Annotated in this window: 22 protein-coding genes; 12 read left to right on the top strand and 10 right to left on the bottom strand. The window is 56.5% G+C overall.

The window, feature by feature from the left end; all coding sequences use genetic code 11:
* Positions 1-50: 50 nt before the first annotated feature.
* From glnH to rhtA, 3 genes are all read right to left on the bottom strand, one after another.
* Positions 51-794 (bottom strand): glutamine ABC transporter substrate-binding protein GlnH, encoded by a 744-nt coding sequence (gene glnH / locus C5687_RS11015; protein WP_025757271.1) that lies wholly within the window; start codon positions 792-794, stop codon positions 51-53.
* Between the two features lie 363 nt (positions 795-1157).
* Positions 1158-1661, bottom strand: a complete 504-nt coding sequence (gene dps / locus C5687_RS11010) for a DNA starvation/stationary phase protection protein Dps (protein WP_025757272.1) — start codon at positions 1659-1661, stop codon at positions 1158-1160.
* A gap of 299 nt (positions 1662-1960) precedes the next feature.
* Positions 1961-2848 carry a threonine/homoserine exporter RhtA gene (gene rhtA / locus C5687_RS11005; RefSeq protein ID WP_025757273.1) on the bottom strand — a complete coding sequence of 296 codons (888 nt, stop codon included), beginning with the start codon at positions 2846-2848 and terminating at the stop codon, positions 1961-1963.
* A gap of 354 nt (positions 2849-3202) precedes the next feature.
* On the opposite strand from rhtA, the gene ompX reads away from it, so the two are divergent.
* Positions 3203-3721, top strand: a complete 519-nt coding sequence (ompX, locus tag C5687_RS11000; protein WP_025757274.1) for an outer membrane protein OmpX — start codon at positions 3203-3205, stop codon at positions 3719-3721.
* Positions 3722-3854: 133 nt separating this feature from the next.
* On the opposite strand, the gene C5687_RS10995 is transcribed toward ompX, so the two are convergent.
* A complete protein-coding gene (locus C5687_RS10995; RefSeq protein WP_095451591.1) occupies positions 3855-5438 on the bottom strand; it encodes a phosphoethanolamine transferase in 1584 nt (527 codons plus the stop codon).
* Between the two features lie 283 nt (positions 5439-5721).
* Positions 5722-5850: a manganase accumulation protein MntS gene (gene mntS, locus C5687_RS10990; RefSeq protein ID WP_014831181.1), complete on the bottom strand. Its 129-nt coding sequence runs from the start codon at positions 5848-5850 to the stop codon at positions 5722-5724.
* Positions 5851-6033: 183 nt separating this feature from the next.
* Between mntS and mntR the strand changes: the two genes are divergently transcribed.
* The 9 genes from mntR (at position 6034) to C5687_RS10945 (ending at position 16674) form a co-directional block, all read left to right on the top strand.
* Positions 6034-6507: a manganese-binding transcriptional regulator MntR gene (mntR, locus tag C5687_RS10985; protein WP_025757276.1), complete on the top strand. Its 474-nt coding sequence runs from the start codon at positions 6034-6036 to the stop codon at positions 6505-6507.
* On the top strand, positions 6504-7613 hold the full coding sequence (locus tag C5687_RS10980; RefSeq protein WP_094918017.1) for an anion transporter: 1110 nt from the start codon (positions 6504-6506) through the stop codon (positions 7611-7613). The genes mntR and C5687_RS10980 overlap by 4 nt, the downstream gene beginning before the upstream one ends.
* A gap of 101 nt (positions 7614-7714) precedes the next feature.
* Positions 7715-8809 (top strand): HlyD family secretion protein, encoded by a 1095-nt coding sequence (locus tag C5687_RS10975; protein WP_104556942.1) that lies wholly within the window; start codon positions 7715-7717, stop codon positions 8807-8809.
* Positions 8806-10377 carry a DHA2 family efflux MFS transporter permease subunit gene (locus C5687_RS10970; RefSeq protein WP_104556941.1) on the top strand — a complete coding sequence of 524 codons (1572 nt, stop codon included), beginning with the start codon at positions 8806-8808 and terminating at the stop codon, positions 10375-10377. Before C5687_RS10975 ends, C5687_RS10970 begins: the two co-directional genes overlap by 4 nt.
* Positions 10377-11900, top strand: a complete 1524-nt coding sequence (locus tag C5687_RS10965) for an efflux transporter outer membrane subunit (RefSeq protein ID WP_104556940.1) — start codon at positions 10377-10379, stop codon at positions 11898-11900. The genes C5687_RS10970 and C5687_RS10965 overlap by 1 nt, the downstream gene beginning before the upstream one ends.
* A gap of 104 nt (positions 11901-12004) precedes the next feature.
* On the top strand, positions 12005-13045 hold the full coding sequence (locus tag C5687_RS10960; protein WP_095440884.1) for an aldo/keto reductase: 1041 nt from the start codon (positions 12005-12007) through the stop codon (positions 13043-13045).
* Between the two features lie 147 nt (positions 13046-13192).
* Positions 13193-14569, top strand: a complete 1377-nt coding sequence (locus C5687_RS10955) for a glycoside hydrolase family 1 protein (protein ID WP_047958089.1) — start codon at positions 13193-13195, stop codon at positions 14567-14569.
* A 51-nt stretch (positions 14570-14620) separates the two neighbouring features.
* Complete coding sequence (locus C5687_RS10950) at positions 14621-15946, top strand: PTS sugar transporter subunit IIC (RefSeq protein WP_059386095.1); 1326 nt, start codon at positions 14621-14623, stop codon at positions 15944-15946.
* An 11-nt stretch (positions 15947-15957) separates the two neighbouring features.
* Entirely contained in the window at positions 15958-16674 is a 717-nt protein-coding gene (locus C5687_RS10945) for a GntR family transcriptional regulator (RefSeq protein WP_047958091.1), read from the top strand.
* Between the two features lie 41 nt (positions 16675-16715).
* Here the strand turns inward: C5687_RS10945 and ldtB are convergent, their stop codons facing one another.
* The gene (ldtB, locus tag C5687_RS10940; RefSeq protein WP_025757284.1) at positions 16716-17636 is read right to left on the bottom strand and encodes a L,D-transpeptidase; all 921 of its coding nucleotides are present in this window, start codon (positions 17634-17636) and stop codon (positions 16716-16718) included.
* A gap of 221 nt (positions 17637-17857) precedes the next feature.
* On the opposite strand from ldtB, the gene C5687_RS10935 reads away from it, so the two are divergent.
* A complete protein-coding gene (locus C5687_RS10935) occupies positions 17858-19453 on the top strand; it encodes an ABC-F family ATPase (protein WP_047958092.1) in 1596 nt (531 codons plus the stop codon).
* Between the two features lie 78 nt (positions 19454-19531).
* On the opposite strand, the gene C5687_RS10930 is transcribed toward C5687_RS10935, so the two are convergent.
* Both C5687_RS10930 and C5687_RS10925 read right to left on the bottom strand, forming a co-directional pair.
* Positions 19532-21895 carry a glycoside hydrolase family 31 protein gene (locus C5687_RS10930; RefSeq protein ID WP_146086278.1) on the bottom strand — a complete coding sequence of 788 codons (2364 nt, stop codon included), beginning with the start codon at positions 21893-21895 and terminating at the stop codon, positions 19532-19534.
* A gap of 17 nt (positions 21896-21912) precedes the next feature.
* Complete coding sequence (locus tag C5687_RS10925; protein WP_104556938.1) at positions 21913-23214, bottom strand: MFS transporter; 1302 nt, start codon at positions 23212-23214, stop codon at positions 21913-21915.
* A 288-nt stretch (positions 23215-23502) separates the two neighbouring features.
* On the opposite strand from C5687_RS10925, the gene C5687_RS10920 reads away from it, so the two are divergent.
* Positions 23503-24576 (top strand): LacI family DNA-binding transcriptional regulator, encoded by a 1074-nt coding sequence (locus C5687_RS10920; RefSeq protein WP_104556937.1) that lies wholly within the window; start codon positions 23503-23505, stop codon positions 24574-24576.
* Here C5687_RS10920 and C5687_RS10915 read toward each other — a convergent pair.
* Positions 24573-25829 carry a DUF1479 domain-containing protein gene (locus tag C5687_RS10915; RefSeq protein WP_095449995.1) on the bottom strand — a complete coding sequence of 419 codons (1257 nt, stop codon included), beginning with the start codon at positions 25827-25829 and terminating at the stop codon, positions 24573-24575. The two genes, C5687_RS10920 and C5687_RS10915, sit on opposite strands and share 4 nt — an antisense overlap.
* A 148-nt stretch (positions 25830-25977) precedes the next feature.
* A complete protein-coding gene (locus tag C5687_RS10910) occupies positions 25978-26793 on the bottom strand; it encodes a Cof-type HAD-IIB family hydrolase (protein WP_104556936.1) in 816 nt (271 codons plus the stop codon).
* Positions 26794-26982: the final 189 nt, after the last annotated feature.

Below are 26982 nucleotides of genomic sequence, written 5' to 3'. Positions count from 1 at the left end.
ATATCAGGGGCGAAAGGTCGCCCCCGAGTGAACGTCATTTTTACGTCTTATTATTTAGGCTCGGTACCGAACCATTTTTTGTAGATTTCGTTATAAGTGCCGTTCTCTTTCAGCGTTTTCAGCGCGCCGTTAACTTTGGTGCGCAGCTCGTCGCTGCCTTTCGGGAAGGCGATACCGTACTGCTGTGCTTCCAGAGACTCACCCACCGCTTTGAACTTGCCGTTGCCCGCCGTTTTGATGAAGTACAGGATGTTAGGCGTGTCGTGCAGAACCGCGTCAGCGCGGTTGGTGCCGAGTTCCATGTAGGCGTTATCGATATTCGGGAACTGACGCAGGTCTTTGGTTTTGATATTCGCTTTGGCGTAATCAACAGAACCGGTGCCGCTCTTCACAGCAACCACTTTGCCGTCGAGATCTTTCACACTTTTTACGTCGTTATTATCGGCTTTGACCATCACCAGCAGGCCGCTTTTGTAGTAGCCGTCAGAGAAGTCGATCGCTTTTTTACGCTCATCAGTGATGGTGATACCCGCCAGCGCCAGATCTACGTTTTTGGTTTGCAGTGCCGGGATAATGCCGCTGAAGTCCATTGGCTTCAGGGTGTAATCCAGCTTGAGTTCTTTTGCAACAGCGGCCCACAGATCCACATCAAAACCAACGTATTTATCACCCTGTTTGAATTCAAACGGAACGAACGCCGTGTCGGTCGCTACAACCAGTTTGTCGGCAGCCTGAGAGGACACCGCAAAAGCCAGGGTAAGTGCAGCCAGTGAAACTTTTAATACAGACTTCATAGCATTTCCTTTTATATCCACGGGGCGATCCCCTGCGAGAACACGTGGCACAATGAAAAAATCGTGCCAACTTTACAAGCTATTGTTTTGTAAAGGGGATGATGTCATGCATTGCACAATAAACGTGGCAATGGCGTTCTGTTGCACCAAAGTGAAGCACTGTTTTGGTGCGTCTGGTTTGGTGCAACTGACCGGGAGACATTTAGCGGAAATTCTGACGAAAAAACAATCTTTCGTTAACGGTTGTGTGAGGTGATTATTACAATTTCTTCACTTTTGCACGGTCTCAGGCAAAAAGTGTGCACCATAGATGTGCAAAACCCTCGCCAGCGGGGCGAGGGCTTAATAGATAATTCGTATGAATTATTCGATGTTAGATTCGATAAACCACAAGAATTGATCCAGGTCGCGGGAGGCAGCAGTGAAGATGTCTGCGGTATCTTCGTCTTTCGCCTGGCTGATGGCTTTACGCACATCGTTTGCCACGATGGCATAACGGTCCGCCAGCTCTTTCAGGTGCTCCTGAACGGTATGGATATCCAGCGGATAGCTTTTCAGTGGCGTCTTGCTGTTGATCACCTGCGTGGTACCCAGCGCCACACCGCCCAGTTGCACAGCGCGTTCGGCCATGGTATCGAGGTGGGTCACCAGTGCTGTGCGGAAGCCATCCAGCATTTCATGAACGGCAATAAAGTTTGCACCGCGCATATTCCAGTGGGCCTGTTTGGTGATCAGCGAAAGATCGATGAACTGGATCACCTGGCGATTGAGCAACTCAATCGTTGCTTTTTTGTCGCTGTCCGATACATCGTTACGGGTATAAAGCAGATTAGACGCTTTCGTTTTCACCAGTTTAGCGGTACTCATAATCTCATATCCTCTTGATGTTTATGTCCCAGGTAATTACGGAACTAAGTATAGCACCGGATTTTTTCCCTGCGGTCTGGCTGTGCCTATTGGTTTAATAGCAAGAAGTGCGTTGTATTTTTAAGTCACTGAAAGTGAGGGGGAATTCTGGAATTGATGCAGATCAATCTTAATTCTGCTTGCCGCTTCAGGTACGAGGAGAATATGTCTTCTTTGTGACAAAGCTTGTCAGGAAATATAAGGATTTTCTCCCTGGCATTTATTCTGCATGACCATGAAGCCATGCAGAATATACGTCATTAGCTAAGGTCTACTTTCTGAACTTTTGACTCGGGACGCATGGTGAGCGTCGAGCCCATAGATGCCGCAATAATGGAGCACAGTGCCAGCGTCTGGGTAAAGGTCAGGGTTTCACCGAGGAAGATCATCCCGGAGATAGCGGCAAGCGCGGGCTCCATGCTCATCAGCGTACCAAAGATGCGTGTGGGCAGGCGGGTGAGGGCAATCATCTCCAGCGAATAGGGCAGCGCAGTCGAGAGGACGGCGACAGCGAGCCCAACCGGCATCACTGACCATTGCCAGATGGACTCCGTGGCCTGCGCCATGCCGAGAGGCACAAAGATGATGGCCGCTATTAATGACCCCAGCGCGACGGTCGCCGGCCCATGCTCTTCCCCGGCACGTTGACCCGTAAGGATATAGACCGCCCAGCAGGCACCTGCCCCCAGAGCCAGCGCGGCCCCCGTCAGGTCGATCTCTGAGACGTTCTGGCCCAGCGGTAACAGGAACCATAATCCCAGAACGGCTAATATCACCCAGATAAAGTCAACAGGCCGACGGGACGCGAAAAGCGCCACTGCCAGCGGGCCGGTAAATTCCAGCGCGACGGCAATGCCCAGAGGAATGGTCTGGATAGAGAGATAGAACATATAGTTCATAGCCCCCAGCGCCAGCCCGTAGAAAAGCAGCGGAAGTCGCTGTGCTTTCTGGACGCGCAGCCGCCAGGGTTTAAAGATGACCACGAGGATCAGGGTGCCTAATGCGATACGCAGCGCCGTCACGCCCGGCGCGCCCACCAGCGGGAAGAGTGATTTCGCGAGTGATGCGCCGCTCTGAATGGACAACATCGCAATCAGTATTACAGCTACCGGCATCCAGACCGACGACCTGCGGGATAACCCTGGCATCCTTTCTCCTGTCATGTTTTGTCAAAAAGGGTAAAAGCCGCAGTGTAATGGAAATATGGCGCAACGGTTGAGCTACTGTTGAAAAAAAACCAGGGAAAATCCGTAAAATAGATAAGCACTGCTGGTTTTATCGCCTGTCAGATTAGGAATAATCTGGATGAATGTAACGGCATTGACGCGCACTATTGGCGTTTTGCAGCAGAAAACCTTCGTGATTTGAATAAGATAACTGTCGATGGAAACGTTCTGTTACAGGAAAGGCTTCGTTAGACATCACGAATCACAAAGAGTTTCGCAAATTTTTTTGATATATTTAAAACTTACGGACTTACTTGAAGCACATTTGAGGTGGTTATGAAAAAAATTGCATGTCTTTCAGCACTGGCCGCTGTACTGGCTGTTTCCGCAGGTACCGCTGTAGCTGCTACTTCTACTGTAACTGGTGGTTACGCTCAGAGCGATATGCAGGGCGTGATGAACAAAGCTAACGGTTTCAACCTGAAGTATCGTTACGAGCAGGATAACAACCCACTGGGCGTGATCGGTTCTTTCACCTACACCGAGAAAGATCGTTCTGAAAACGGCGCATACAACAAAGGTCAATACTACGGTATCACCGCAGGTCCAGCTTACCGTCTGAACGACTGGGCAAGCATCTACGGTGTTGTTGGTGTTGGCTACGGTAAATTCCAGCAGACCGAAAACGAAGGTCTGAACCGCACTGCAAGCAACAGCGACTATGGCTTCTCCTATGGCGCAGGCCTGCAGTTCAACCCAATCCAGGACGTAGCTCTGGACTTCTCCTATGAGCAGAGCCGTATCCGCAACGTTGACGTTGGCACCTGGATCGCGGGCGTAGGTTACCGCTTCTAATCACTTCGGTGATTAAATAAAAAATCCGCCCACTGTGGCGGATTTTTTTTTGCAAGGTAAAAGCAAAACGGCAACCCTGGGTTGCCGTTTTTACTGTTTTTTCCCTCTCCCCGTGGGTGAGGGCATCAGGCCGCTACTTACTCTTAATATCGAAAATATCCGTACCCAGATGGTTGTAGTCAACTTTCTGTAACTTGAAGTTGGTAACGTACACTGGGGGCGCTTTCTTGTTTGAGACAAACGGGTAAGCATTTTTTATCTGTTCGGCAGTAATCCCCGTCCACTGCGAGAAGAACTGCAGGAAGTCATTTGCCGAACGACGCGCTTTAATGATGCGGTGCGTTTTATCATCACTCGACAGCACCATAAACGGTACCTGGAAGTTCTGCTGGAACTTGTCATCGTGCGCCAGATACTGCACCTCTTTGCCGCGCTCTTTAAACGCCAGCCCGTGATCCGAGAAATAGACCATGGAGAAGCTGTCGCCTGTATTGCGTAACTGCTCGTACAGCTTGCTGAGCAGGTCGTCGGTTTGCGTCATGGTGTAGAGATAGCACGAGGTCTCTTTGGACTGCACAAACTCCGCGTACTTCCCGCCAGTACGGTCGCACGCCTGCGGGTGTGACCCCATCAGGTGCAGGACAATCAGCTGAGGCTGCGTGCGCTGGGTGGCAAAGACCTGCGCCGTCATCTTAAGCAAAGCTTCGTCTTTGGTGTTTTTATCGGCTTCAAAATCACCGTTTTTCAGGAACTGCACTTCATCAGCCCGTTTGGCGATGCTGGCGATGGCGGTATCGTATTCGCCAATTTGCCCCTGATTGGAGAACCACCACGTCTGAAAACCTGCGCGGTTTGCCAGAGTGACGAAATTATCCTGATACTGGGGTTTGCCATCCACCACCCGGTTAAGAGTCAGGCCGAGCGATTTCTGCGTCGAGCCGCTGGCCGCGACATAATCGGTAAACAGGGTCCCCTTGACCGAATCAGCAAACGGGGTGTTATTCCAGTGCCCGCCAAACGCCCCCATGGCATCGCGACGCGCGCTTTCACCAATCACCACCACATAAGTGTGATATTTCGGCTTCACCGCCAGCACGTTCCAGGTGTCTTTCATATTGGAAAGCTCAGCCATACGCGCCTGTTCGTCGAGCACCTCTTTATTGTTCACCACCACATCTTTCACGAAGCGGAAAACCGGATAGCCGATATTGGTGAGCCTTAGCTTGCCGTCCCAGGGAATATTCTGGATGGGGGCGACAAACGCCACGGCAACGCTGAACACCAGACAGAGTACTTCGATCTTACCCCAGGATTTTTTCTCGTCAGACTGACGACGTATGGCGATAACGCCCAACGCGAAGATAAAGAGCCCGACCACGTAGCTGTACCACGGGAAGATCGTCAGGATCTCCGTCGACTCTTCCATGTTGGTCGAGTGCAGCGCCAGCAGGGTATTAAAGTTTGGCGAGCCGTACGCCTGACCAAACGGAAAATAGAGCGCAGCAACCAGCGAACAAATGCCGATTAACGCTTTTTGCGCACGTGGCGCGGTTCGCCACAGCAGGTGCAGAATGCAGGTAAAAGCCACTGCGTAGAGCAGGCTAAAGGGATAACCGAGTGCAAAGTTAATCAGTAATGACTGCAAAAAGTAAAATCCCGTCCACGGGCTTAAGGCCCGACTGCGGGTCACAACGGTATCTATCAGGGTTAAATTCATAGGTCACTATCATGGATGAAAACGCCATGTGCTCACCCTGGCGTCAAGGGTCATAACCTGCCTGACAGTGCGTGGAGAGGGAATGAGGGTCCGCTTCAGCGAGCCGCAAATTGTGCAGGGCTGCAAGAAGATAGTGCGAGCGCTAAATAATATCAACAGTTGCTAAGCAGATGTTTTGCGAAGGGGATTGCAAATCCGTAAAAAAGATCGGGAATAGGGCGGCTAAAAGCCAGTTTACAGCGAGAGTGTGACGGGAAAATGACGCGGCGTACCGCAACGCCGCTTAGTGGGAAGGTTTGTCGTCCTGATGCGGTTTGTTGTTAAACATATCGCACAGCATGTTCAACAGCATTAAGCGCACTTTAAAAGGAGAGTGGGTAAACACGGTCATACACCTCTTGAATTCGTTCATAAGACCTCCTGATTTTTGATCCCTTCGATCCGTGAAGGGTGACTGCATTACATACAGATATAGCACAGGCTATATTGTATAGCTATGGCTATTTCGTTAATTTTTTGTGCTTGCAGAGCTATGGTTTACAATGTGCGCTCTCGATACCGGGCGCTGGAAGCGTCACCCCACTGAGGAAGTACAATGAACCGTCGCGCAGGTAAGCCAGCAATGAGGAAAACGACGCAACTGGTGAATGTTGAAGAACATGTCGAAGGTTTTCGCCAGGTCCGTGAAGCGCACCGGCGTGAACTGATTGATGATTATGTTGAACTCATTTCCGATCTGATCCGTGAGGTTGGGGAAGCGCGCCAGGTCGATATGGCCGCCAGGCTGGGAGTGTCGCAACCAACCGTTGCGAAGATGTTAAAACGGCTGGCTTCTGTGGGATTGATCGAAATGATCCCCTGGCGCGGGGTTTTCCTGACGCCAGAAGGGGAGAAACTCGCGCAGGAGAGCCGCGAGCGCCATCAGCTTGTCGAGAATTTTTTACTGGTGCTGGGCGTCAGCCCGGAGATTGCCCGCCGGGATGCGGAAGGTATGGAACACCACGTCAGCGAAGAGACGCTGGTGAAGTTTCGCGAATTTACCCTTAAATATGGTCCCTCCGCTGAATGAAAATCCCTGGACTGCAGGCCCTGGCACGCGATCGCTTCTTTCATCTGTTATTGATCACTGGCGCAGGGTTAAGCCTCTTTGTGCCGTTTGCGCCGCACGCCTGGCCTGCTGCGATTGACTGGCGCACCATTATTACCCTGAGCGGCTTAATGATGCTCACCAAAGGGGTCGAGCTGAGCGGCTATTTTGACGTGCTGGGACGTAAAATGGTGCGCCGCTTTGCCACCGAGCGCAGGCTGTCCCTGTTTATGGTCTTCTCCGCCGCGGTACTGTCGACGTTTCTGACCAACGACGTGGCGCTGTTTATTATCGTGCCCCTCACGCTCACCCTGCGTAAGCTGTGCGAGATCCCGGTTAGCCGGCTGATCATCTTTGAAGCGCTGGCGGTCAACGCGGGTTCGCTGTTAACGCCTGTCGGCAACCCACAGAACATCCTTCTCTGGGGACGTTCCGGGCTGTCGTTCGCCGCATTCACCTGGCAGATGGCGCCGCTGGCGCTGGTGATGATGGCGTCGCTGCTGGCGGTCTGCTGGTTTGCGTTTCCGGATAAAAAGCTGCAATACCACAGCGGTACAACCGGCCCGCAGTGGCAGCCTCGTCTGGTCTGGAGTTGCCTTGGGCTATACATCGTCTTCCTGTTCGCGCTGGAGCTGAAGTATGAGCTGGCGGGCGTGCTGCTCGTGGCGGCGGGGTTTGTCGTGCTGGCGCGTCGCGTGCTGGTGAGCGTGGACTGGACGCTGCTGCTGGTCTTTATGGTGATGTTTATTGATGTGCATCTGCTCATCCAGCTTCCGGTGCTGCAAAACGTGCTGCACAGCGTCAGTACGCTGTCTCAGCCGGGACTGTGGCTGACGGCGATTGGCCTGTCGCAGGTTATCAGCAACGTGCCTTCCACCATTCTGCTGCTCAACTACGTTCCGCCGGACACGCTGCTGGCCTGGGCCGTTAACATTGGCGGGTTTGGGCTACTGCCTGGATCGCTTGCCAACCTGATTGCCCTGCGGATGGCGAACGATCGCCGTATCTGGTGGCGCTTCCATCTCTGGTCGATCCCGATGCTGTTATGGGCCGCGACGATCGGTTTCGGAATATTCCTTCTCATATAGTGCGCAATTTGTCAGTTTTTCCTGGCAAACGTATAGCAACGTCCTAGCTTTAGTGAACGGCATAGTGTGATGCCGCTCACTGACAGGACTGTTGCTGACCTATGGCTGAAGATCAAAATCCGCCTGCTGACGAGCAGGACAAAAACAATAATGAGCGTAAGCGTCCGGGCAAAAAACCGTTAATCATCCTCGGCATTGTCGTGGTGATCATGGTCGTTGTGGCGCTGGTCTGGTGGTTTTTAACCCGTAACGAAGAGACAACCGACGACGCCTTCACCGACGGCGACGTGGTGACGATTGCCCCCAAAACGGCAGGCTATGTCACCGAGCTGCGCGTGCGCGATAACCAGCGCGTGAAAAAGGGTGATCTGCTGGTGGTCATCGATCCGCGGGATACCACCGCACAGCGCGATCAGGCTCAGGCCCAGCTTGGGCTGGCTATCGCGCAGCTGCATCAGGCCCAGGCGCAGCTGGCGCTCTCCAGAGTGCAGTATCCCGCCCAGCGTGATGAGGCCAGAGCGCAGATGCTGAAAGCGCAGGCCGATCTGGCGAACGCGCAGGCAGAGTATCGCCGCCAGCGCGGCGTCGACCCGCGTGCGACCACCCAGCAAAGTATTGATTCCGCGAATGCGCAGCTGCGCAGCGCCCAGGCGGGTCTGGCCAGCGCCCAGGCGCAGCTGGAAGTGGCAGAGCAGGTACAGCTGCAAATCCGTCAGCAGGAAACCAACGTTGAAGCGCGCGAGCGTCAGGTCGAGCAGGCTAAAGCGCAGCTGGAAACGGCAAACCTGAACCTCTCCTATACCGAAGTCCGCGCCCCGTTCGACGGCGTTGTCACCAAACGCAACGTGCAGCCCGGTACGCTGGTGCAGGCGGGAACGGCGCTGTTCTCGCTGGTTTCCCCCAATGTGTGGGTCGTAGCGAACTTCAAAGAGTCGCAGCTTGAGCGGATGAAGCCGGGTGATAAGGTCACCGTCTCCGTGGATGCATGGCCGGATATGGAACTTGAGGGACATGTCGACAGTATCCAGCAGGGGAGCGGCTCGCGTTTCTCCGCCTTCCCGGCTGAAAATGCCACCGGTAACTTTGTCAAAATTGTGCAGCGCGTGCCGGTGAAAATCGTGATTGATAAGGGGCTCGATCCGAACAAACCGCTGCCGCTGGGGCTGTCGGTGGCACCGAAGGTGACGGTGGAATGACGGATCACAGCCACGACAAATGGAAACCCGCCAGTAATCCATGGGCGGTGGCGATTGTCGTCACGCTGGCGGTGTTTATGGAGATCCTCGACACCACCATCGTCAACGTGGCGCTGCCCCACGTGGCGGGGTCGCTCTCCTCCAGCTACGACGAATCCACCTGGGTGTTAACCAGCTATCTGGTCGCGAACGGCATTGTGCTGCCCATCTCGGCGTTTCTGAGCCGCGTGTTCGGCCGCAAGCAGTTCTTCTTGATCTGCATCGTGATGTTTACGGTCTGTTCGTTCCTGTGCGGGATTGCCACCGAGCTGTGGCAGATCATTCTGTTTCGCGTGATGCAGGGCTTCTTTGGCGGCGGCCTGCAGCCTACCCAGCAGTCGGTACTGCTCGACTACTTCAAGCCCGAGGACCGGGGCAAAGCGTTTGGGCTCTCGTCCATTGCGATTATCGTTGCCCCGGTACTCGGCCCGACGCTGGGGGGCTGGATCACGGATAACTACTCCTGGCGCTGGGTCTTCTTTATCAATATCCCGGTGGGGATTGTTACGGTGCTGGCGATCTACCAGCTGTTGGAAGATCCGCCCTGGGAGAGTAAATCGAAAGAGAAGCTGACCATCGACTGGACGGGGATCGGCCTGATCGCGCTCGGCCTCGGCTGCCTGCAGGTGATGCTCGACAGGGGCGAAGACGAGGACTGGTTCTACTCGCACTTTATTCGCACCTTCGCGGTGTTAACCCTGATCGGCATTATCGGCGCCATTTACTGGCTGATGTATGCCAAAAAACCGGTGGTGGATCTGCACTGCATGAAGGACCGCAACTTTGCCGTCTCAAGCCTGCTGATGGCGGGGATGGCGATGATCCTCTACGGCAGCTCGGTGGTCATCCCGCAACTGGCGCAGCAGGATTTGGGCTATACCGCCACCTGGTCCGGGCTGGTGCTGTCCCCTGGCGCGGTGTTGATTGTGTTGACCATCCCGCTGGTGCTGAAGCTAATGCCGGTGGTGCAGACGCGCTGGATTATTGCCTTTGGCTTTACCTGTCTGGCGGTGTCGTTCTTCTGGTCGCGCACGCTCACTCCGGATATCGACTTCGAAACGCTGGTGCTGTTTCGCAGCGCCCAGTCGCTGGGGCTGGGGTTCCTGTTTGTTCCGCTGACCACCATTGCCTTTATTTCGATCCCGCGACGGCTGAACGCCGATGCGGCGGCGCTGTTTACCATGTTCCGTAACGTTGCGGGCTCGGTTGGGATCTCGCTGTCGACGGCGGCCATCACCGAACGCTCACAGGCGCACAGCGCGCATCTGGCGTACCACGCCTCGCCGTTTAACGAGCAGTTCCAGCAGGCGATACGCGAGAGCGCCCAGGCGATCCAGAATTTCACCACCCAGGTGGGGGATCCCACCGGGATTGCCACCGGACGCCTGTACCAGACCATGATTGAGCAGTCGCGCTTCCTGGCCTACATCGATGTCTTCACCCTTCTGAGCGCGGTGGCCTTGTTGCTGATTCCGTTTTGTTTGTTGCTCTCGCCGGTTAAGAGCGAGGGGAGTGCAGGAGCACACTGATGATACACAGACGTTTACACCCCCTGATGATAATGATGCTGCTGGCCGGCTGCGCCGTCGGGCCGGATTATCAGCCGCCCGCGCCGCCTGCCGTGACGCACTGGAACGACAAAGGCGACGGCGCGGTGAAATCGCAAACCACCTCCGCCGCGACCAACCCGCGCTGGTGGAAAACCTTCGGCTCGCCGCAGCTCGACAGCCTGGTTGAACGCGCCATCGCCGGAAACCTGACGCTGCAGCAAACGGTGCTGCGCATTGCGGGAGCGCGTGAACAGATTAACCAGGCGGGCGGGGCGTTTTACCCGTCGGTGAACGGCAATCTGCAGGCGACGCGCCAGCAGCTCGGGCTGGAAGGGGAGCTGAAATCCCACGGGGTGTATGACCAGCTTGATAATGTCGATCCTGAGTTGCGGGGCGCGTTAGGACCGCTGACGCAGCCGATCAACCTCTATCAGGGCAGCTTTGACGCCCAGTGGGAAATCGACCTGTGGGGCAAGGTGCGCAGGCAGGTCGAGGCGGCACAAGCGCAGCAGAAAGCGGCTATTGAACAGCGTAACGATGCGCTGGTGTCGCTGGAAGCGGAAGTGGCCCGCGCCTGGCTCCAGCTGCGCGGGGCGCAGAGCATTATCGCCACCCTGAACACGCAGATTAAAAGCGCGCAACAGACGCTGGATCTCACCGAAAGCCGCCAGCGCGGCGGGCTGTCACCGCAGATGGATGTCGAAAACGCCCGGGCGCAGCTGGGCAATCTTGAAGCACAGCTGCCGCAGTATCAGGCGCAGGAGCGCCAGGCGATGAACGGTCTGGCGATCCTGCTTGGTAAGCCGCCGGGCGCGCTGGATGCGGAACTGCAATCCGCGCAGCCGATGCCGGCGCTGCCGGATATCGTACAAACGGGCATTCCGTCGACGCTGGCGCGACGCCGCCCGGACGTGCGTGAAGCGGAAGCGAATCTTCATGCCGCCACGGCGCAAATCGGCGTCTCGGTGGCCCAGCTGTTCCCGAGCTTTACCCTTTCCGGGCAGTTTGGCCTGCGAAACAGCGAAACCAACTGGCTGACCGACTGGAGCAGCCATTTCTACAGTTTTGGTCCGCAGGTATCGATTCCCATCTTCCAGGGCGGACGGCTGGTCTCCAGCGTGAAACTGGCGCGCGCGCAGCAGGGGGCGGCGGTGCTGGACTATCGCCAGACGGTGCTGACCGCGCTCGGGGATGTGGAAAATGCGCTGGTGAGCTACCGTACCGATCAGCAGCGTGAAGCGGGCCTGGCGAAAACCATCGACGCGCTGCAAAACGCCTTTGACCTGGCGAGCGACAGCTATCGACAGGGGATCGCCAGCTTTATCGACGTGCTGGACGCCCAGCGACAGCTGGCGCAGGCCCAGCAGCAGCGCGCCCAGGCGCAGGTGCAAAGCGCCCTTGACCTGGTGGCGCTCTACAAGGCGCTCGGTGGCGGCTGGGAGCCGTATCAGCAGGTGCAATTACCGGACTACACCGTCTTTGGCGATGCCCCGCGCGGATAAATTTTCAGAGGATTGGGCAAGAAACGGACAGGAACGCCACATTCGCGATGGCTGAGAGGCGGGTATAACTATCGGGTACCCAATCGACATGCGAGGAATGACATATGCGTTATCAAAAACTGGGCAACACCGGTCTGTTTGTTTCTGAACTCTGCCTCGGCACCATGACGTTCGGCGGTGAAGGCGGCATGTGGGGCAAGATTGGCCAGCTGCAGCAAAATGAGGCCGAGCAGCTGGTGGGCCGCGCGCTGGATGCCGGGATCAACTTTATCGACACTGCGGACGTCTATTCGGAAGGGCGCTCGGAGGCGATTACCGGTCAGGCGCTCAAAAACCTGAAAATCCCGCGCGAAAACGTGGTGGTGGCTACCAAAGTATTCGGCGAAACGGGGACGGCAGGGGTGAACTCACGCGGCAGCTCGCGCTACCACATTATTAGCAGCGTGAAGGAGAGCCTGCGCCGTCTGCAGCTCGATCATATCGATCTCTACCAGCTTCACGGTTTCGACCCGGCCACGCCGATTGAAGAGACGCTGTACGCGCTGGATAACCTGGTGCAGCACGGCCATGTGCGCTACATCGGCGTCTCGAACTGGGCAGCATGGCAGATTGCCAAAGCGCTCGGTATTTCTGAACGTCTCGGCCTTGCGCGTTTCGCATCGCTCCAGGCGTATTACACCATCGCCGGACGCGATCTGGAGCGCGAGCTGGTGCCGATGATGCAGAGCGAAGGCGTCGGGCTGATGGTCTGGAGCCCGCTGGCGGGCGGTCTGCTGAGCGGAAAATATGGCCGCGACGGGCAGAGTGAAGCCGGTGGTCGTCGTCTGGAGTTCGACTTCCCGCCGGTGAATAAAGAACGCGCCTTCGACTGCGTGGACGTGATGCGCGTGATTGCGCAAAGCAAAGGCGTTTCCGTGGCGCAAATCGCACTGGCGTGGCTGCTGCATCAAAAAGCCGTCACCAGTGTGATCATTGGTGCCAAACGCGTCGAACAGCTGGATGACAACATTGCCGCTACCGGGATCCGCTTAAGCGAAGACGAGCTTAAACAGCTTGATGCGGTAAGCGCGCTGCCGCGGGAATATCCCGGCTGGATGCTGGAGCGGCAGGGGGAATATCGTCGTAATCAGCTCGCACAACAATAACCTTCCTTTCCCCGGTAGGCGCTTCGCTTATCGGGGCTTTTTTCCCGCCTTGCTCACAAAAAACGATCCTCCTCTTTGATCGCTTTTACCTCTTCGTCTATATGACTAGTCATGAAATTTAAATGACTAGTCATATAGGGAGAGACCATGAACAATCAGCTGCCAGCCAACTTTTTATGGGGCAACTCGGTATCCAGCATGCAGACGGAAGGAGCATGGAATGAGGGCGGAAAGGGGATGTCGGTCTACGACATTCGCGAAGCCGGGGAGAACATCTCTGACTGGAAGGTGGCGACCGACTCCTACCACCGCTACCGGGAAGATTTCGACCTGATGCAGGATCTGGGGATGAACTGCTACCGCTTCCAGATCTCCTGGAGCCGGGTCTGCCCGCAGGGGGACGGTGCGTTCAACGACGAGGGCATCGCGTTTTATGACCGCTTTATTAACGACCTGATCGCTCGCGGTATTGAGCCGATGGTCTGCCTCTACCACTTCGATATGCCGCTGGCGCTGGCGCAGGAGTACAACGGCTTCAATGACCGCCGGGTGATGGACGCCTTTATCCGCTACGGCAAAAAGATGATCGACTGCTTCGGCGACCGCGTGAAGTACTGGCTGACGTTCAACGAGCAGAACATCTTCCATATGCCGGAAGCGTTTCGTATTTCCGGCTACATGAAAGGGGAGAAAACCCTGCGCGAGCTGTACGAACTGCAGCACCATACGATGGTGGCGCACATGGCGCTGACCGAGTATCTGCACCAGACCCGCCCGGGCCAGCTGATGGGCGGCATGCTGGCGCATCAGCTGATCTACCCGGCCACCTGCAAACCGCGCGATATCTTCTGCGCCCAGCAGTACGACGAATTCCTCAACCAGAACCTGCTGCGCGTTTTTGCCGGTCAGGGCTACAGCCCGGCGGTCATGGCGGTGGTGGAGCAGGAAGGATTTGGCGATCTCTACCGCGCCGAGGATTTAGCGCTACTGGCGCGCACCAAAAACGACTTTATGGCCTTCAGCTATTACGCCAGTAAAACGCTGGACAGCGATGCGATCCCGGAGGGCACGCCGGTCAACTATTACCTGCTGCACGGCGAGAAAAATAACCCATACCTGAAAGCCACCGAGTGGAACTGGCAGATCGACCCGCTCGGTTTTCGCACCATCATTACCCGCTACGCCAACGACTGGCGCATGCCGGTATTCCCGATTGAAAACGGCATTGGCGTGATTGAGTCATGGGATGGCGTCAACCCCATCGAGGATACCTATCGCATCGACTATCACCGGGCGCATATTGAGGCGATGAAAGCCGCGATATTTGAGGATGGTGCAGAGGTGATGGGCTACCTCGGCTGGGGGTTGATCGACATTCTCAGCTCCCAGGGCGATATGCGTAAGCGCTACGGGGTGGTCTATGTCAACCGTGAAAACCACGACCTGAAAGACCTGAAACGTGTGCCGAAAAAGAGCTACGCGTGGTTAAAACAGGTAATCCATACCAACGGACGCGAGATGTAAGCCGTACGCTGCCGGGCCGTTTTTGTGACTGATTGATGGGAACTATCCGCTATGTCTGAAACAAAAATCACACCGCATATGCAGTCCTTTGTCGACAAATTTGTTGAGTTCTCGGCGCGCCTGGCAAACCAGGTGCACCTCCGCTCCCTGCGCGACGCCTTCGCCACGGTGATGCCGATTTTCATCCTCGCCGGACTGGCAGTGCTGGTGAACAACGTGGTGTTTCCGTGGATCCTGGAAGGCGACACGCTTACCCACTTTAAGGTGTGGGGCGAGGCGATCATCAACGGCACGCTGAACATCGCCGCGCTGCTGCTGGCACCGATGATTGCCTGGTCGCTGGCACGCAACAAAGATTTCGACAATCCGGTCTCGGCAGTGGTTATTGCCGTCAGCAGCTTTATCATCATGATGCCGATGCGCTTACAGGTCACGCCCGTCGGCAGCGACACCGCGGTTAACGTCACCCAGGTGCTGACCTTCGCCAATATCGGCTCGACCGGGATTTTCGCCGGCGTGTTGATTGGTCTGCTGTCGACGGAGCTGTTTATCGCCATCTCGCGGCTGAAGGCGCTGCACATTTCGCTCGGGGAAAACGTGCCGCCGGCGGTGAGCAAATCCTTTACCGCCCTGATCCCGACCATCCTGACGCTCTCGCTGTTTGCTATCCTGGCAGCTCTGCTGGCAAACGTGCTGCACACGGATCTGATTCATCTGATCACCACCTTTATCCAGCAGCCGCTGCGGCTCATCAACACCAGCCTGCCGGGAACGATTTTCATCTATAGCTTTGGTAACTTTTTGTTTACGCTGGGGATCCATCAGTCGGTGGTGAACAGCGTGGTGCTGGAACCGTTCCTGCTGATCAACACCAATGAGAACATGCTGGCCTTCGCCAACGGTCAGCCGATCCCGCATATCATCAATAACATCTTCGTGCCGACGTTTGGCATGGTGGGCGGAACCGGCAGCACGATCTCTCTGCTGATCGCCATCTTTATCTTCTCGCGGCAACAGTCGGCGAAGCAGGTGGCGCGTCTGTCGCTGGCGCCGGGTCTGTTCAATATCAACGAGCCGGTGATTTTTGGGCTGCCGATTGTCTTTAACCTGCCGCTGATGATCCCGTTTGTGCTGTTACCCGCCATCGGCATCTATTTTGCCTGGCTCTGTACGACCCTGGGGTTGATGTCGCGCTGCGTGGTGATGATCCCCTGGACGACACCGCCGATCCTGAGCGCCTGGCTGGCGACGGCGGGGGACTGGCGGGCGGTGGTGGTGCAGTTGGCAATCATCGTATTTGGTGTATTCTTCTACCTGCCTTTCCTCAAGATTGCCGAGAGAGTGGCGTTAAAAAACAGCGGGATAGAAACTAACTGAAAGGAAGGACGATGGCGGCGAAGTACATCACCATAGCGCGGGAAATCAAGAAACGCATCATAAGCCAGCAGTACGCCGCCAATGAACCGCTGCCGGACCAGTTTGCGCTGGCCGCGGAGTTCAATACCAGCCGGATGACCATTCAGCAGGCCATGCGTCAGCTGATTGTCGAAGGGCTGGTGTATACCCGCCAGGGGCAGGGGACGTTCATCCGCAAGAATTTTCTTCAGCTGTCGCAGTGGGATCTCTCCGGCAGCGACTACTTTGGCGCGACCAAAACCTGGGAGCATCTGGGTACGGTGACCAGCCAGGTGGTGCATTTTGAACTGCGTTTTCCGAACGAGAAAGAGCAGGCTTCGCTGATGATCAACGTCGATACGCCCGTCTATGATTTCATTCGCCTGCGTCTGCTCAACGGTGAGCCGATGTCGCTGGACGCCACGGTGATGCCGCTCAATCTGGTGCCCGGCCTGAATAAGAGCCATCTTGAAAGCTCGGTGTTTCGCTATGTCCAGGAGACGCTGGGGCTGAAGATTATGGGGTCGTACCGGGTAGTGCGGGCATTAAAGCCGAATGCGCTGGACATGCAGCATCTGGTCTGCGAGGAGAGCGACCCGGTGCTGGAGGTGGAGCAGGTGATCTATCTGGAAGATGGCACGCCGCTGGAGTATGCCCACTGCCACTACCGGTACGACCACGGCGGGATTGTGATCGTCAATAACGGGTAAAAAAAAGCGGGCATCGAAGCCCGCTTTTTTCTTTTTGGCGATTAGTTCAAACGCACCGGCATACCGGAGCGGTTCTGCACCGCCTGGTCAACAATCGTCGTCTCGACGTCAGGCTGAGAGGTCACTGCCTGCACCGCACTGTTCAGCGTAATCGGTACGATTTCGTTATTGTTGATCTGATCTTCGCTGGTGGACAGCGGGTTGTGCACTTCGATGTAACGGCTACCGTCTGGCTCAGACGTGGCTTTCACCGGTTCGTTGATGAACTGCACACGCGTCCCGACAGGTACGTTTTCGAACAGGAATTTGATGTCGTCGTTACGCAGACGTACGCAGCCGTGGCTCACGCGCAGGCCGATACCGAAGTTGGCATTAGTACCGTGAATAGCATACAGACGGCCAATGTACAGCGCGTACAGACCCATCGGGTTATCCGGGCCTGCCGGGACCACGGCTGGCAGCGGCTCGCCTGCTGCGATGTATTCCGCGTGCATTTTCGCCGTTGGGGTCCAGGTTGGGCCTGCTTTCTTACGCTCAACTTTGGTGGTCCAGTTCAGCGGGGTGTCTTTGCCCAACTGACCGATACCGATTGGCAGCACGATCACGGTGTTGGTGCCTTTCGGGTAGTAATACAGACGCATTTCCGCGCTGTTGATGACGATACCTTCATGAACGGTATCCGGCAGGATCAGCTGCTGAGGAATGTTAAGCACGGTCCCGGCTTTTGGCAGATACGGGTCAACGCCCGGGTTCGCTTCCAGCATGTTAGACAGGCCCAGCTGGTACTGCGCCGCAAAATACTCCAGCGGCTGAGTGTTACCCTCAGGCACCGTCACTACCTGGTTTTGACCCACCAGACGGCTACCGTCTGTCGGCAGCGGATAAGTCACCGCAGAAGCGGTTTTGCAAAAACCTACTACGGCTAACGCCGCCGCAAAAAGCGTTGTTAATTTCATGTTCATGTTGTGCGAGGTATCTAAGCCATTCAGGCGTGAGTTGATAAGTCTGAATCTGTGATGGGAGCGCATTATATGTGCATTCCCGCTAACAGGGAATTCAGATGTGTACGAAATCACATTTTTTTCGATTTTGTTAAAGTTTAGTGGAGCGTCGCAACACGGGATCTCAATTCGGAATTGTGGCATAATGCCGTGTTTATCACACTTTTCGCAGGAATCTCCCCGTGTTAGTTACCAGCAACGTCACTATGCAGTTTGGCAGTAAGCCGCTGTTCGAAAACATTTCCGTCAAATTTGGCGGCGGCAACCGTTACGGCCTGATTGGTGCCAACGGTAGCGGTAAATCCACCTTTATGAAGATCCTCGGCGGTGACCTGGAGCCGACCCTCGGCAACGTTTCGCTCGACCCTAACGAGCGTATCGGTAAGCTGCGTCAGGATCAGTTCGCCTTTGAAGAATTCACCGTGCTCGACACGGTGATCATGGGGCACGCGGAGCTGTGGGAAGTGAAGCAGGAGCGCGATCGTATCTATGCGCTGGCCGAGATGAGCGAAGAAGACGGTTATAAAGTGGCCGATCTGGAAACGCAGTACGGCGAAATGGACGGTTACTCCGCGGAAGCCCGTGCGGGCGAGCTGCTGCTGGGCGTGGGTATTCCGGTAGAACAACACTATGGCCCGATGAGCGAAGTTGCGCCAGGCTGGAAGCTGCGCGTGCTGCTGGCGCAGGCGCTGTTCTCAAACCCGGACATTCTGCTGCTCGACGAACCAACGAACAACCTGGACATCGACACCATTCGCTGGCTGGAGCAGACGCTGAACGATCGCGACAGCACGATGATCATCATCTCGCACGACCGTCACTTCCTGAACATGGTCTGTACGCACATGGCGGATCTGGACTACGGCGAGCTGCGCGTGTATCCGGGCAACTACGACGAATACATGACAGCGGCCACCCAGGCGCGTGAACGTCTGCTGGCGGACAACGCCAAGAAAAAAGCGCAGATTGCAGACCTGCAGTCCTTCGTTAGCCGCTTCAGTGCCAACGCTTCTAAATCGCGTCAGGCCACCTCGCGCGCGCGTCAGATTGACAAAATCAAGCTGGAAGAGGTTAAAGCCTCCAGCCGTCAGAACCCGTTCATCCGCTTCGAGCAGGACAAGAAACTGTTCCGTAACGCGCTGGAAGTGGAAGCCCTTACCAAAGGCTTCGATGAAGGTCCGCTGTTCAAAAACTTCAACCTGCTGCTGGAAGTGGGCGAGAAGATTGCCATTCTGGGGGCGAACGGCGTGGGTAAATCCACCATGCTGAAAACCCTGGTGGGCGAACTGCAGCCGGACAACGGCACCGTGAAATGGTCTGAAAACGCGCAAATCGGTTACTACGCGCAGGATCATGAGTATGAGTTCGAAAACGATCTGACCGTCTTCGACTGGATGAGCCAGTGGAAGCAGGAAGGCGACGACGAGCAGGCGGTGCGCAGCATTCTCGGGCGTCTGCTGTTCAGCCAGGACGACATCAAGAAGCCGGCTAAAGTGCTCTCCGGTGGCGAGAAGGGCCGCATGCTGTTCGGCAAGCTGATGATGGAAAAACCCAACATTCTGGTGATGGACGAACCGACCAACCACCTGGATATGGAATCGATCGAGTCGCTGAACATGGCGCTGGAGATGTATCAGGGCACCCTGATCTTCGTCTCTCACGACCGCGAGTTCGTCAGCTCGCTGGCGACCCGCGTGATCGAAATTACGCCAGAGCGCGTGGTGGACTTCACCGGTAACTACGAAGATTACCTGCGCAGCAAAGGTATCGAGAGTTAAAAAAAGCCGGGTGGCGGCTTCGCCTTACCCGGCCTACGGTCTATTCCCTCTCCCTGTGGGAGAGGGTTAGGGTGAGGGTTACACCACCCACTCGCCCCCTTCAACCCCATTCACCCGCAGTTTGCGTTTCTCCCCCGCCGGTAACGACACCTTCAGGGCTTTCCACGCCGGACGGTAATCCCCGCGCGCGTTAACCTTCAGGTCGATGGTTGCCCCGTTGCACACCATTTCCCATTCCACCCACAGCGCATTGCCATTCTGGTAGCCCCAGCTTTCACCGTCGTCTTCAAACAGCAGGCCAGCGCTGGCGCCGACACCTTTCACCGGGAACAGCTTCAGTTCGCGGGCATCGTCCTTTTCAGCAGACACATGCCTAATACGTTCGCTGAGCGGCAGACCGGCACCGGCTCGCACCAGCAGCGGCAGTTTTTCCAGCGGCGCGTCGAGGACGATCCACTGCCCGCCCGCATACCACTCATGGGTATAAAAATCGTACCAGCCGGTTTCATTATCCGGCAGCCAGAGACGGCGCGCACGCTGACCGGCTTCGACGACGCTTGCGACCAGCACATCGCGGCCCAGCAGGAAGTCATCACACTCTTCGAAGGTCTGCGCGTCGTGCTCGTGGTCGAGGAAGGTCGGGCGCAGCATCGGTTCGTCGTCGGCGTGTGCCTGCCAGAGCAGGGTGTAGAGATACGGCAGCAGACGATAGCGCAGCTCAATGGCCGCGCGAATGGCAGGGGTCACGCCCGGGTACATCCACGGCTCGTTCACCGTGTGGTCATCGTTCCACGAGTGAATGGTGAAGCGCGGGTGCATCACGCCGTTCTGCACCCAGCGGACAAACAGCTCGGCGTCCGGTTTGTCGCCGGAGAAGCCGCCCACGTCATGGCCAACGTTAAACAGCCCGGACAGGCTCATCCCCAGCCCCATGCGGATGTTATAGCGCAGGGTCTCCCAGCTGGTGCGGTTATCCCCGCTCCAGGTCTGAACGTAGCGCTGCATCCCGGCACAGCCGGAGCGGGAGATCAGATACGGGCGCTTTTCCGGGGCAAAGCGCTGCTGCGCTTCCAGCGAGGCGCGCATCATCAGCAGCGGCATCACCGGGCGAATATGCTTGATGGCGATCTCCTTGCCAAAGCCGTGGCAGCGGGCTTCGCCATCCCACACTTCATATTCATTGTTGTCGTTCCAGGTGGAATCAATGCCCATCTCCAGCAGCTGCGTGGTGACACCGTTCTGCCACCACTGCACCGTCTGCGGATTGGTAAAATCGAGATGCGATCCTTCGTCATCCCAGAAGCTGGAGCGTTCGGGGGCATCGGTTTCTGAATCGCGGATGAACAGGCCGCTCTCTGCCACTTCGCTATAGCGCGGATGGTCCTGCAGCAGGCACGGCTTGATGTTTGCCGCCAGTTTCAGCCCCGCGTCGTGGAACGCCTGGGTCATCACCTTCGGCTGCGGCACTTTGTCATGGTTCCAGTTAAAGACGTAGCGCTTGCCGTTGATCGAGGTATAGCCCGAGGAGAGCTGGAACGAGTCGCACGGGATGGCGTGCTCTTCGCACAGTCGAATAAAGTTCATCAGCTGATTCTGCGCATCCGGCGCGTCGGTGTAGTGCATGGTTGAGCCGCTGTAGCCCAGGCTCCATTTCGGCCCGAATACCGTTTTCCCGGTCAGGCGCACGAAGGCTTTGGTGACGTCCAGTACCCGTTTGCCGGTAAAGAGGTAGTAATCGATATCGCCCGCTTCCGCCTGCCAGCGGCGATAGGCGGTGTGGTAGTTGTCGATCTCGTTACCCAGGTCCAGCCAGCAACTGCTCAGGTTGTCATAGAACAGGCCGTAGCTCACGTCGTCACGGTGGGTGAGGGTGAACGGAATATGCTTGTACAGCGGGTCGGTGCTGGCGGCGTTGTAGCCCATCGCATCGAGGTTACGCATCTCATAGCGTTTACCGTTACGCTGCAGATCGCCCGCTTTCTCACCCAGACCGTAAAAACGCTCGTCCTTGCGGCGGCTCAGGTAGTGCGCCACCCCGTCGCCGTGGGCATTCAGCAGGTAGGCACTGGTCGGACGGTCGTTGACCAGCGGCTGCCACTCACCCGCGTCATTACGGTAGTGCCACTCCAGCCACAGCGGCTGGTGGACGGTCACGCGCAGCCGATCGGTCGCCACGGTTAACGTGTCATCCTGCTGCGTCAGCGTCCAGGCCGGGCAGGTGAAACCGCTGAGATCGTCGCGACGGCGGCCTTCCCACGGTACGTCTTTCTCCGGGGCGATGCTCCAGGTACGGTCGAGCGCCAGTTCGCCTTTGCGTTTGATCAGCACGCGGAACAGGTTCTCTTCCAGCACATACAGGCACAGGCGGTGCTGGTTATCCACCAGCAGTTCCAGATGGTTTGCCGACTGCTTATCGACGGTCCAGTTTTTCAGGGTTTTCATATGCAATACATCCACTATCAGGCGCGCTTGGCGCGACGTTCAGCAATAAATGCTACCAGGAAGAGAGCGCCAATCAGGTCAAAGAAGCCCATGGCAATAAAGAGCGGGTTAAAGCCGATTTTGTCGGCGGTCACCCCAATTAACAGCGAGAACAGGAAGCTGGCGATCCACGCCGCCGAGCCGCGCATGCCGTTGACGGTCGCCATCTGACCTTTATCAAACGACTCCACGACCAGGGCGCTCAGCATGCAGGAGATGATCTGGTGCCCGAAACCGCCGATGGAGATCAGCACGATGGTGATATACGGGTCGCGGGTAATGGCCACGATGGCCAGAGAGATCATCAGGAACGCGCCGGTCACGGAGCTTGCCACGACCGAGTTCACGCGGGAGCAGCCGAACAGACGGGTGTACAGGCGGGTGAGGTAGCCGCTCGCTACGCTGCCAAGGTCAGCGGCGAGGAACGGCAGCCAGGCAAACATCGCGATCTGTTTCAGATCCATGCCGTGCTCTTTGGCGAGATACAGCGGCACCCAGAAGCTCAGCACCGCCCAGGCCGGCTCTGCCATAAAGGCCGGGATGGCGATACCGTAAAAACGTTTGTTCTTCGAGACGGTTTTCAGCGCGGTCAGGAACGGCAGCTTCACCGCAGGCGGTTCATTATCCTGTTTGATAAACGCCAGCTCGTCTTTGCTCAGGTTCGGGTGCTGCTCCGGGTTGTGGTAGAACGCCCACCACAGGATCACCCACAGCAGCGCCAGCACGCCGGTGAACATAAACGCTCCCTGCCAGCCGAACGAGGCGTGGGCAAAGTAGATGATAGGCGGAGCCAGCATCGCACCGATGGAGAAGCCCACCCCCGCCCAACCGGCGGCGACAGGACGCTCTGATTTCGGGAACCATTCGCCAATCGTTTTGGCATTCGCCGGCGTGGCGGCCGCTTCAGAGGCCCCCATAAAGAAGCGCAGAATAGCGAGATGTAGCCAGCTTCCGGCGCCCGCGTGGAAAATACACATCAGCGCCCAGATCCCGGCGCAGATCATAAAGCCAATCTTCAGGCCGATGACGTCAATCAGCCAGCCGCACAGGGGCTGGAAAATGGTGTAGGCGATCTGGAAGGCCCCGACGATCCAGGAGTACTGCTCGGTGGTGATCCCGAGGCTCTCTTTCAGCTCCGGCGCGAGAATACCTAACGAATTTCGGGTGATGTAGTTAACGGTGACGCCCAGTAAGAACAGCACCAGTACGTACCAGCGCAGGTTTTTAATGACGCGACGGGTTTTGCTTACCGCAACGGTGTTATTGATGTCCTGACTCATTTTACTCTCCACAAGACGGACGCTAAGGGGACGGAGGTTCAGGTGTCACACAGTTTTTTATGCCTTTGATTTCTATCCGTTTAGAATGCTTAAGTTGCTATACAACTAGTATGGAAGTTGTGTGACAGATTCACCTTAAGGGAGAAAATGAGTGGGCAGTAGTGGATTTTGTGCAAAAATTCTCATAACTGAGCTTAATCATTTGGCATGATGGTGTGCGTATCAGTAATGACCTGACGGACACGCTATGAAAATTTTGTCATTTCGCAAATGGAGCCAGATCACAAAATGGACAAAAGGCTAAAAATCACCGAAATTGCCACCCGGACTCAGCTCTCGATCAGCACCGTTTCGCGGGTGCTGGCGGGGAAGGCCAATACCAGCGAAAAAGCGCGGGCGAAGGTGCTGGAATGCGCCCGCGAGCTGGGGGTGCTGGACGGGATGGCGGCGGGGCGTTTGCTGCTCAACAGCCTGGTGGTGTTCGCCCCGCAGCGGGCGTTTGACGAGCGGTCTGACATCTTTTACTACCGTGTGAGCCAGAGCGTGAGCAAAGGCCTGGCTTCCCACGACGTACGCCTGCGCTATTGTGCACTGGAGGAGAACGACAGCGACGCCCAGCTTTTTCTGGCACGTATGAACGAACCGGACACCCAGGCCGCCATCCTTCTCGGGATTGACGATCCGCATATCCACGATCTGGCGGTGGATGTCGGTAAACCCTGCATGCTGATTAACTGTCGCGATCGCCATATGCGCCTGCCGGCCGTGGCGCCGGATCATCGGGCGATTGGCGAGCGGGCGGCGGAGTATCTGTTTGAGATGGGGCACCGCGAAGTGATGAACGTGCTCTGCCTGCGTCGCTACACCATGGAACTGCGCCTCTCCGGCATCCGCGATGCGTGGCAATCCCACAACCTGACGTTCAACGACAAACGCGATCTGCTGGTGGTACCGAGTTTCAGCGCGCGCGAAACGGAACAGATGGTCAGCGACTGGCTGAGCCAGATGCAGGGCAACGATCTGCCGACGGCGTTTCTGGTCGGTGGCGACTTTATGGCCGCGGGCACCATCAGTGCGCTGCAAAAACAAGGGTTGCGCGTGCCGCAGGACATCTCGGTGATGAGCATTGACGGCTTTAATCTGGCAGCCATTCAGGATGTGCCGTTAACGGCGGTGCATGTTCCGCGCGACGAGCTGGGAACGGAAGCGGTGCATATGCTCCAGCAGCGGCTGATGCGCCCGGACGCGCCGGTGGGAACCTTGCTGCTTAACGGCACTCTGACCGTACGGGAATCAGTCCGGCGGATACGTCAGGGGAAACGACGCACCGCCGTGGAGCGGGAAGGGTTGTACGACAGTTAAACCATGCCCAGCGCGCGCTTGCCGTGGATATTCAGGTCGGCCACGGTAAAACGGTCCTGCCAGGTCTTTTCATAATCTTCACGCGGGAAGTCACCCGGTGACGCGCCGGTTTCCAGCGCTTCCCGGACCTTTTTCGCATAGGCGAGGTTCTTCTCGCACATCGGCGCGGCAGGGATGTACATCACGTTGCCCCAGCCCTGCTGGTTCTCAACCGGTGCAACCGAGTGGATCACATCGCAATGCCACCACACGGAATCACCCGCCTCCAGTGCCGGAATGCTGCTTAACGCCTCGATAAGCAGCGGGTGCCACTTCTCAGAGACCGGCAGCACGCGCCCCGGTGCGACGCCGCAGAGCTCGTCCTCCGGTACGTCGTCCAGCAGCGGGCGCAGCAGAATGTACGCCATGGCCTCCGGGATGGGCACCACGTGCAGCAGCCCCTGGCCTGGGATCATGTCCGACAGCGCCGTCCAGCCCTGGAAGGTGCGGAACACGGAGCATTTGGTGGTGTTATCCACGGTGTACTCCTCCACTTCGGTGCGGTGCGCGGCGTTCCACGGGTCGTATTTATCGACATTGCCGTCAAACACGCGGGCAAAGACCTGCTGATAGGCCGGCAGCAGCCAGCGCTCCAGCGCGCCGGAGTCGGTATGCGCCCCCAGCCCTTTCGAGGTGGTTCCCGGCGGACGGCGGCGAATACGATCCGGATAAATCACGCTCACATCCGGGTCGAACCACTGCTTGCCGTTGCTCTCGAATGTCCATAAACGGTTCAGGAACGACTGCACCTGCGCCATCTCTTCACTCTGACGCGCCTGCATTTGCGCCTGCGACCAGTAGATCGGGTATATCTCCGGGCGGGAGGCCGTTAGGGTGCCGAAGAAGTTATCGCCCGGTCCTTTATACACCTCGTCAAACTGGTTGAGATCGAGGTAGTCGAGCATCGACTGATCCCACGCCAGGGCCTGCTCGCGCGGGAAGTGACCTTTAATCACCGCGCAGCCGCGGCGTTTGATGGCGTCGCGCTGCGCGGGCGTGATGGTGCCATTTTTCACATCCGCAAACGGGATCACCGGCCAGACCGAATCACCTTTGTTTTTCAGGGCGTTGATTTCCGCCACGCGGGTGGCGATTTTATCACTGAGCTTGTCGAACACCGCCTGCACGTCGCCAATCTGTGCGCGTAACTCACGTTTCAACTGACGGATTGCCGCTTTGTGATCCGCCGGTAAGGTTTCACTGGTAAAGGTCATAACTGCCTCGCATCTTTCATTCGAAAGTAAAAATATTTACAAGTGATACTTTAAGTTAAAAATAAGTTAATGCAAGTTTAAAAACTTGACGCGTGCCACAGGATGGTAAAGAAGGAGAGAGCCGGAGCGAGGCTCCGGCGGGGAAGGATTAGGCGTCGAACGGGGAGTGGGCGTCGAGCACGGCCTGAATCACGTTCAGCGCGCCCTGGTGGGTATTGTCGTCGGTACTGTAGCGGCAGATGTCTTTGATGCTGTCGGCCGCGTTGCCCATTGCAAACGAGTATTTCACCAGCTTCAGCATTTCCGCGTCGTTGCCGCTGTCGCCGATACCCACACATTCTTGCGGGGAGATAGCCCAGCGCTTCAGCAGTCGGCTGATGCCGTTGGCTTTGTGCAGGCCAGGGATAATCAAATCCACAAAACCAAAGCCGCTGGTGACCGGTTTCATGATGCCGTCCAGCGACACGTGCAGTTTGTCGATAAGATTCGGGATATCGCTGTCCGGCAGGTTCAGGGAGAACTTAAACAGCACGTCGTCAATGTCATGGTAATCGCTGACGCGCTTTAAGCGGTGATAGTGCTTTGACATCAGCGCCACGAACGCCTCCGGCGCTTTATCGCTGACGTACGCACTTTCAAGACCGCAGGCCACAAAGTTCAGCCCTTTGTCTTTCAGCAACTCGCCAGTGACGATCTGCGACTCATGGCGCGTCAGCTCGCCGTGGAAAATTTGCTCGCCGTGATCGAAGACCAGCGCGCCGTTTTCCGCCACGAAGGAGATCTGATCTTTCAGCTCCGGGAAGAAGGAGATGAGCTGGTAATACTGGTTGCCGCTGGCGACAACGAATTCAATATTGCGGGCTTTAAGCTGCTCAAACTGTGCCTGAAAGCGGTCCCGATCGTACTGCTTGGCATCATCAAGGAAAGTTCCATCCATATCGGTGACGATAACTTTAACGGTCATACATTGCGCTCCTGGGTCACTGCGTTTTGAAACATTCTAATAACAAGGTGACGAGGAGCACAAATTTAATTTCATTCGAAAGTAAAAGCAAAACGGCAACCGAGGTTGCCGTTTTTAGTGTTTTCTCCCTCTCCCGTGGGAGAGGGCCGGGGTGAGGGCATCAGCGCGCGTATTTCTCCCTCACCCTAA

Origin of the sequence: Enterobacter sichuanensis, from assembly GCF_002939185.1 — a bacterium.
In the GTDB taxonomy this organism is placed as follows: Bacteria; Pseudomonadota; Gammaproteobacteria; order Enterobacterales; family Enterobacteriaceae; genus Enterobacter; species Enterobacter sichuanensis.
This window is presented reverse-complemented; position numbering and strand designations above follow the sequence as displayed.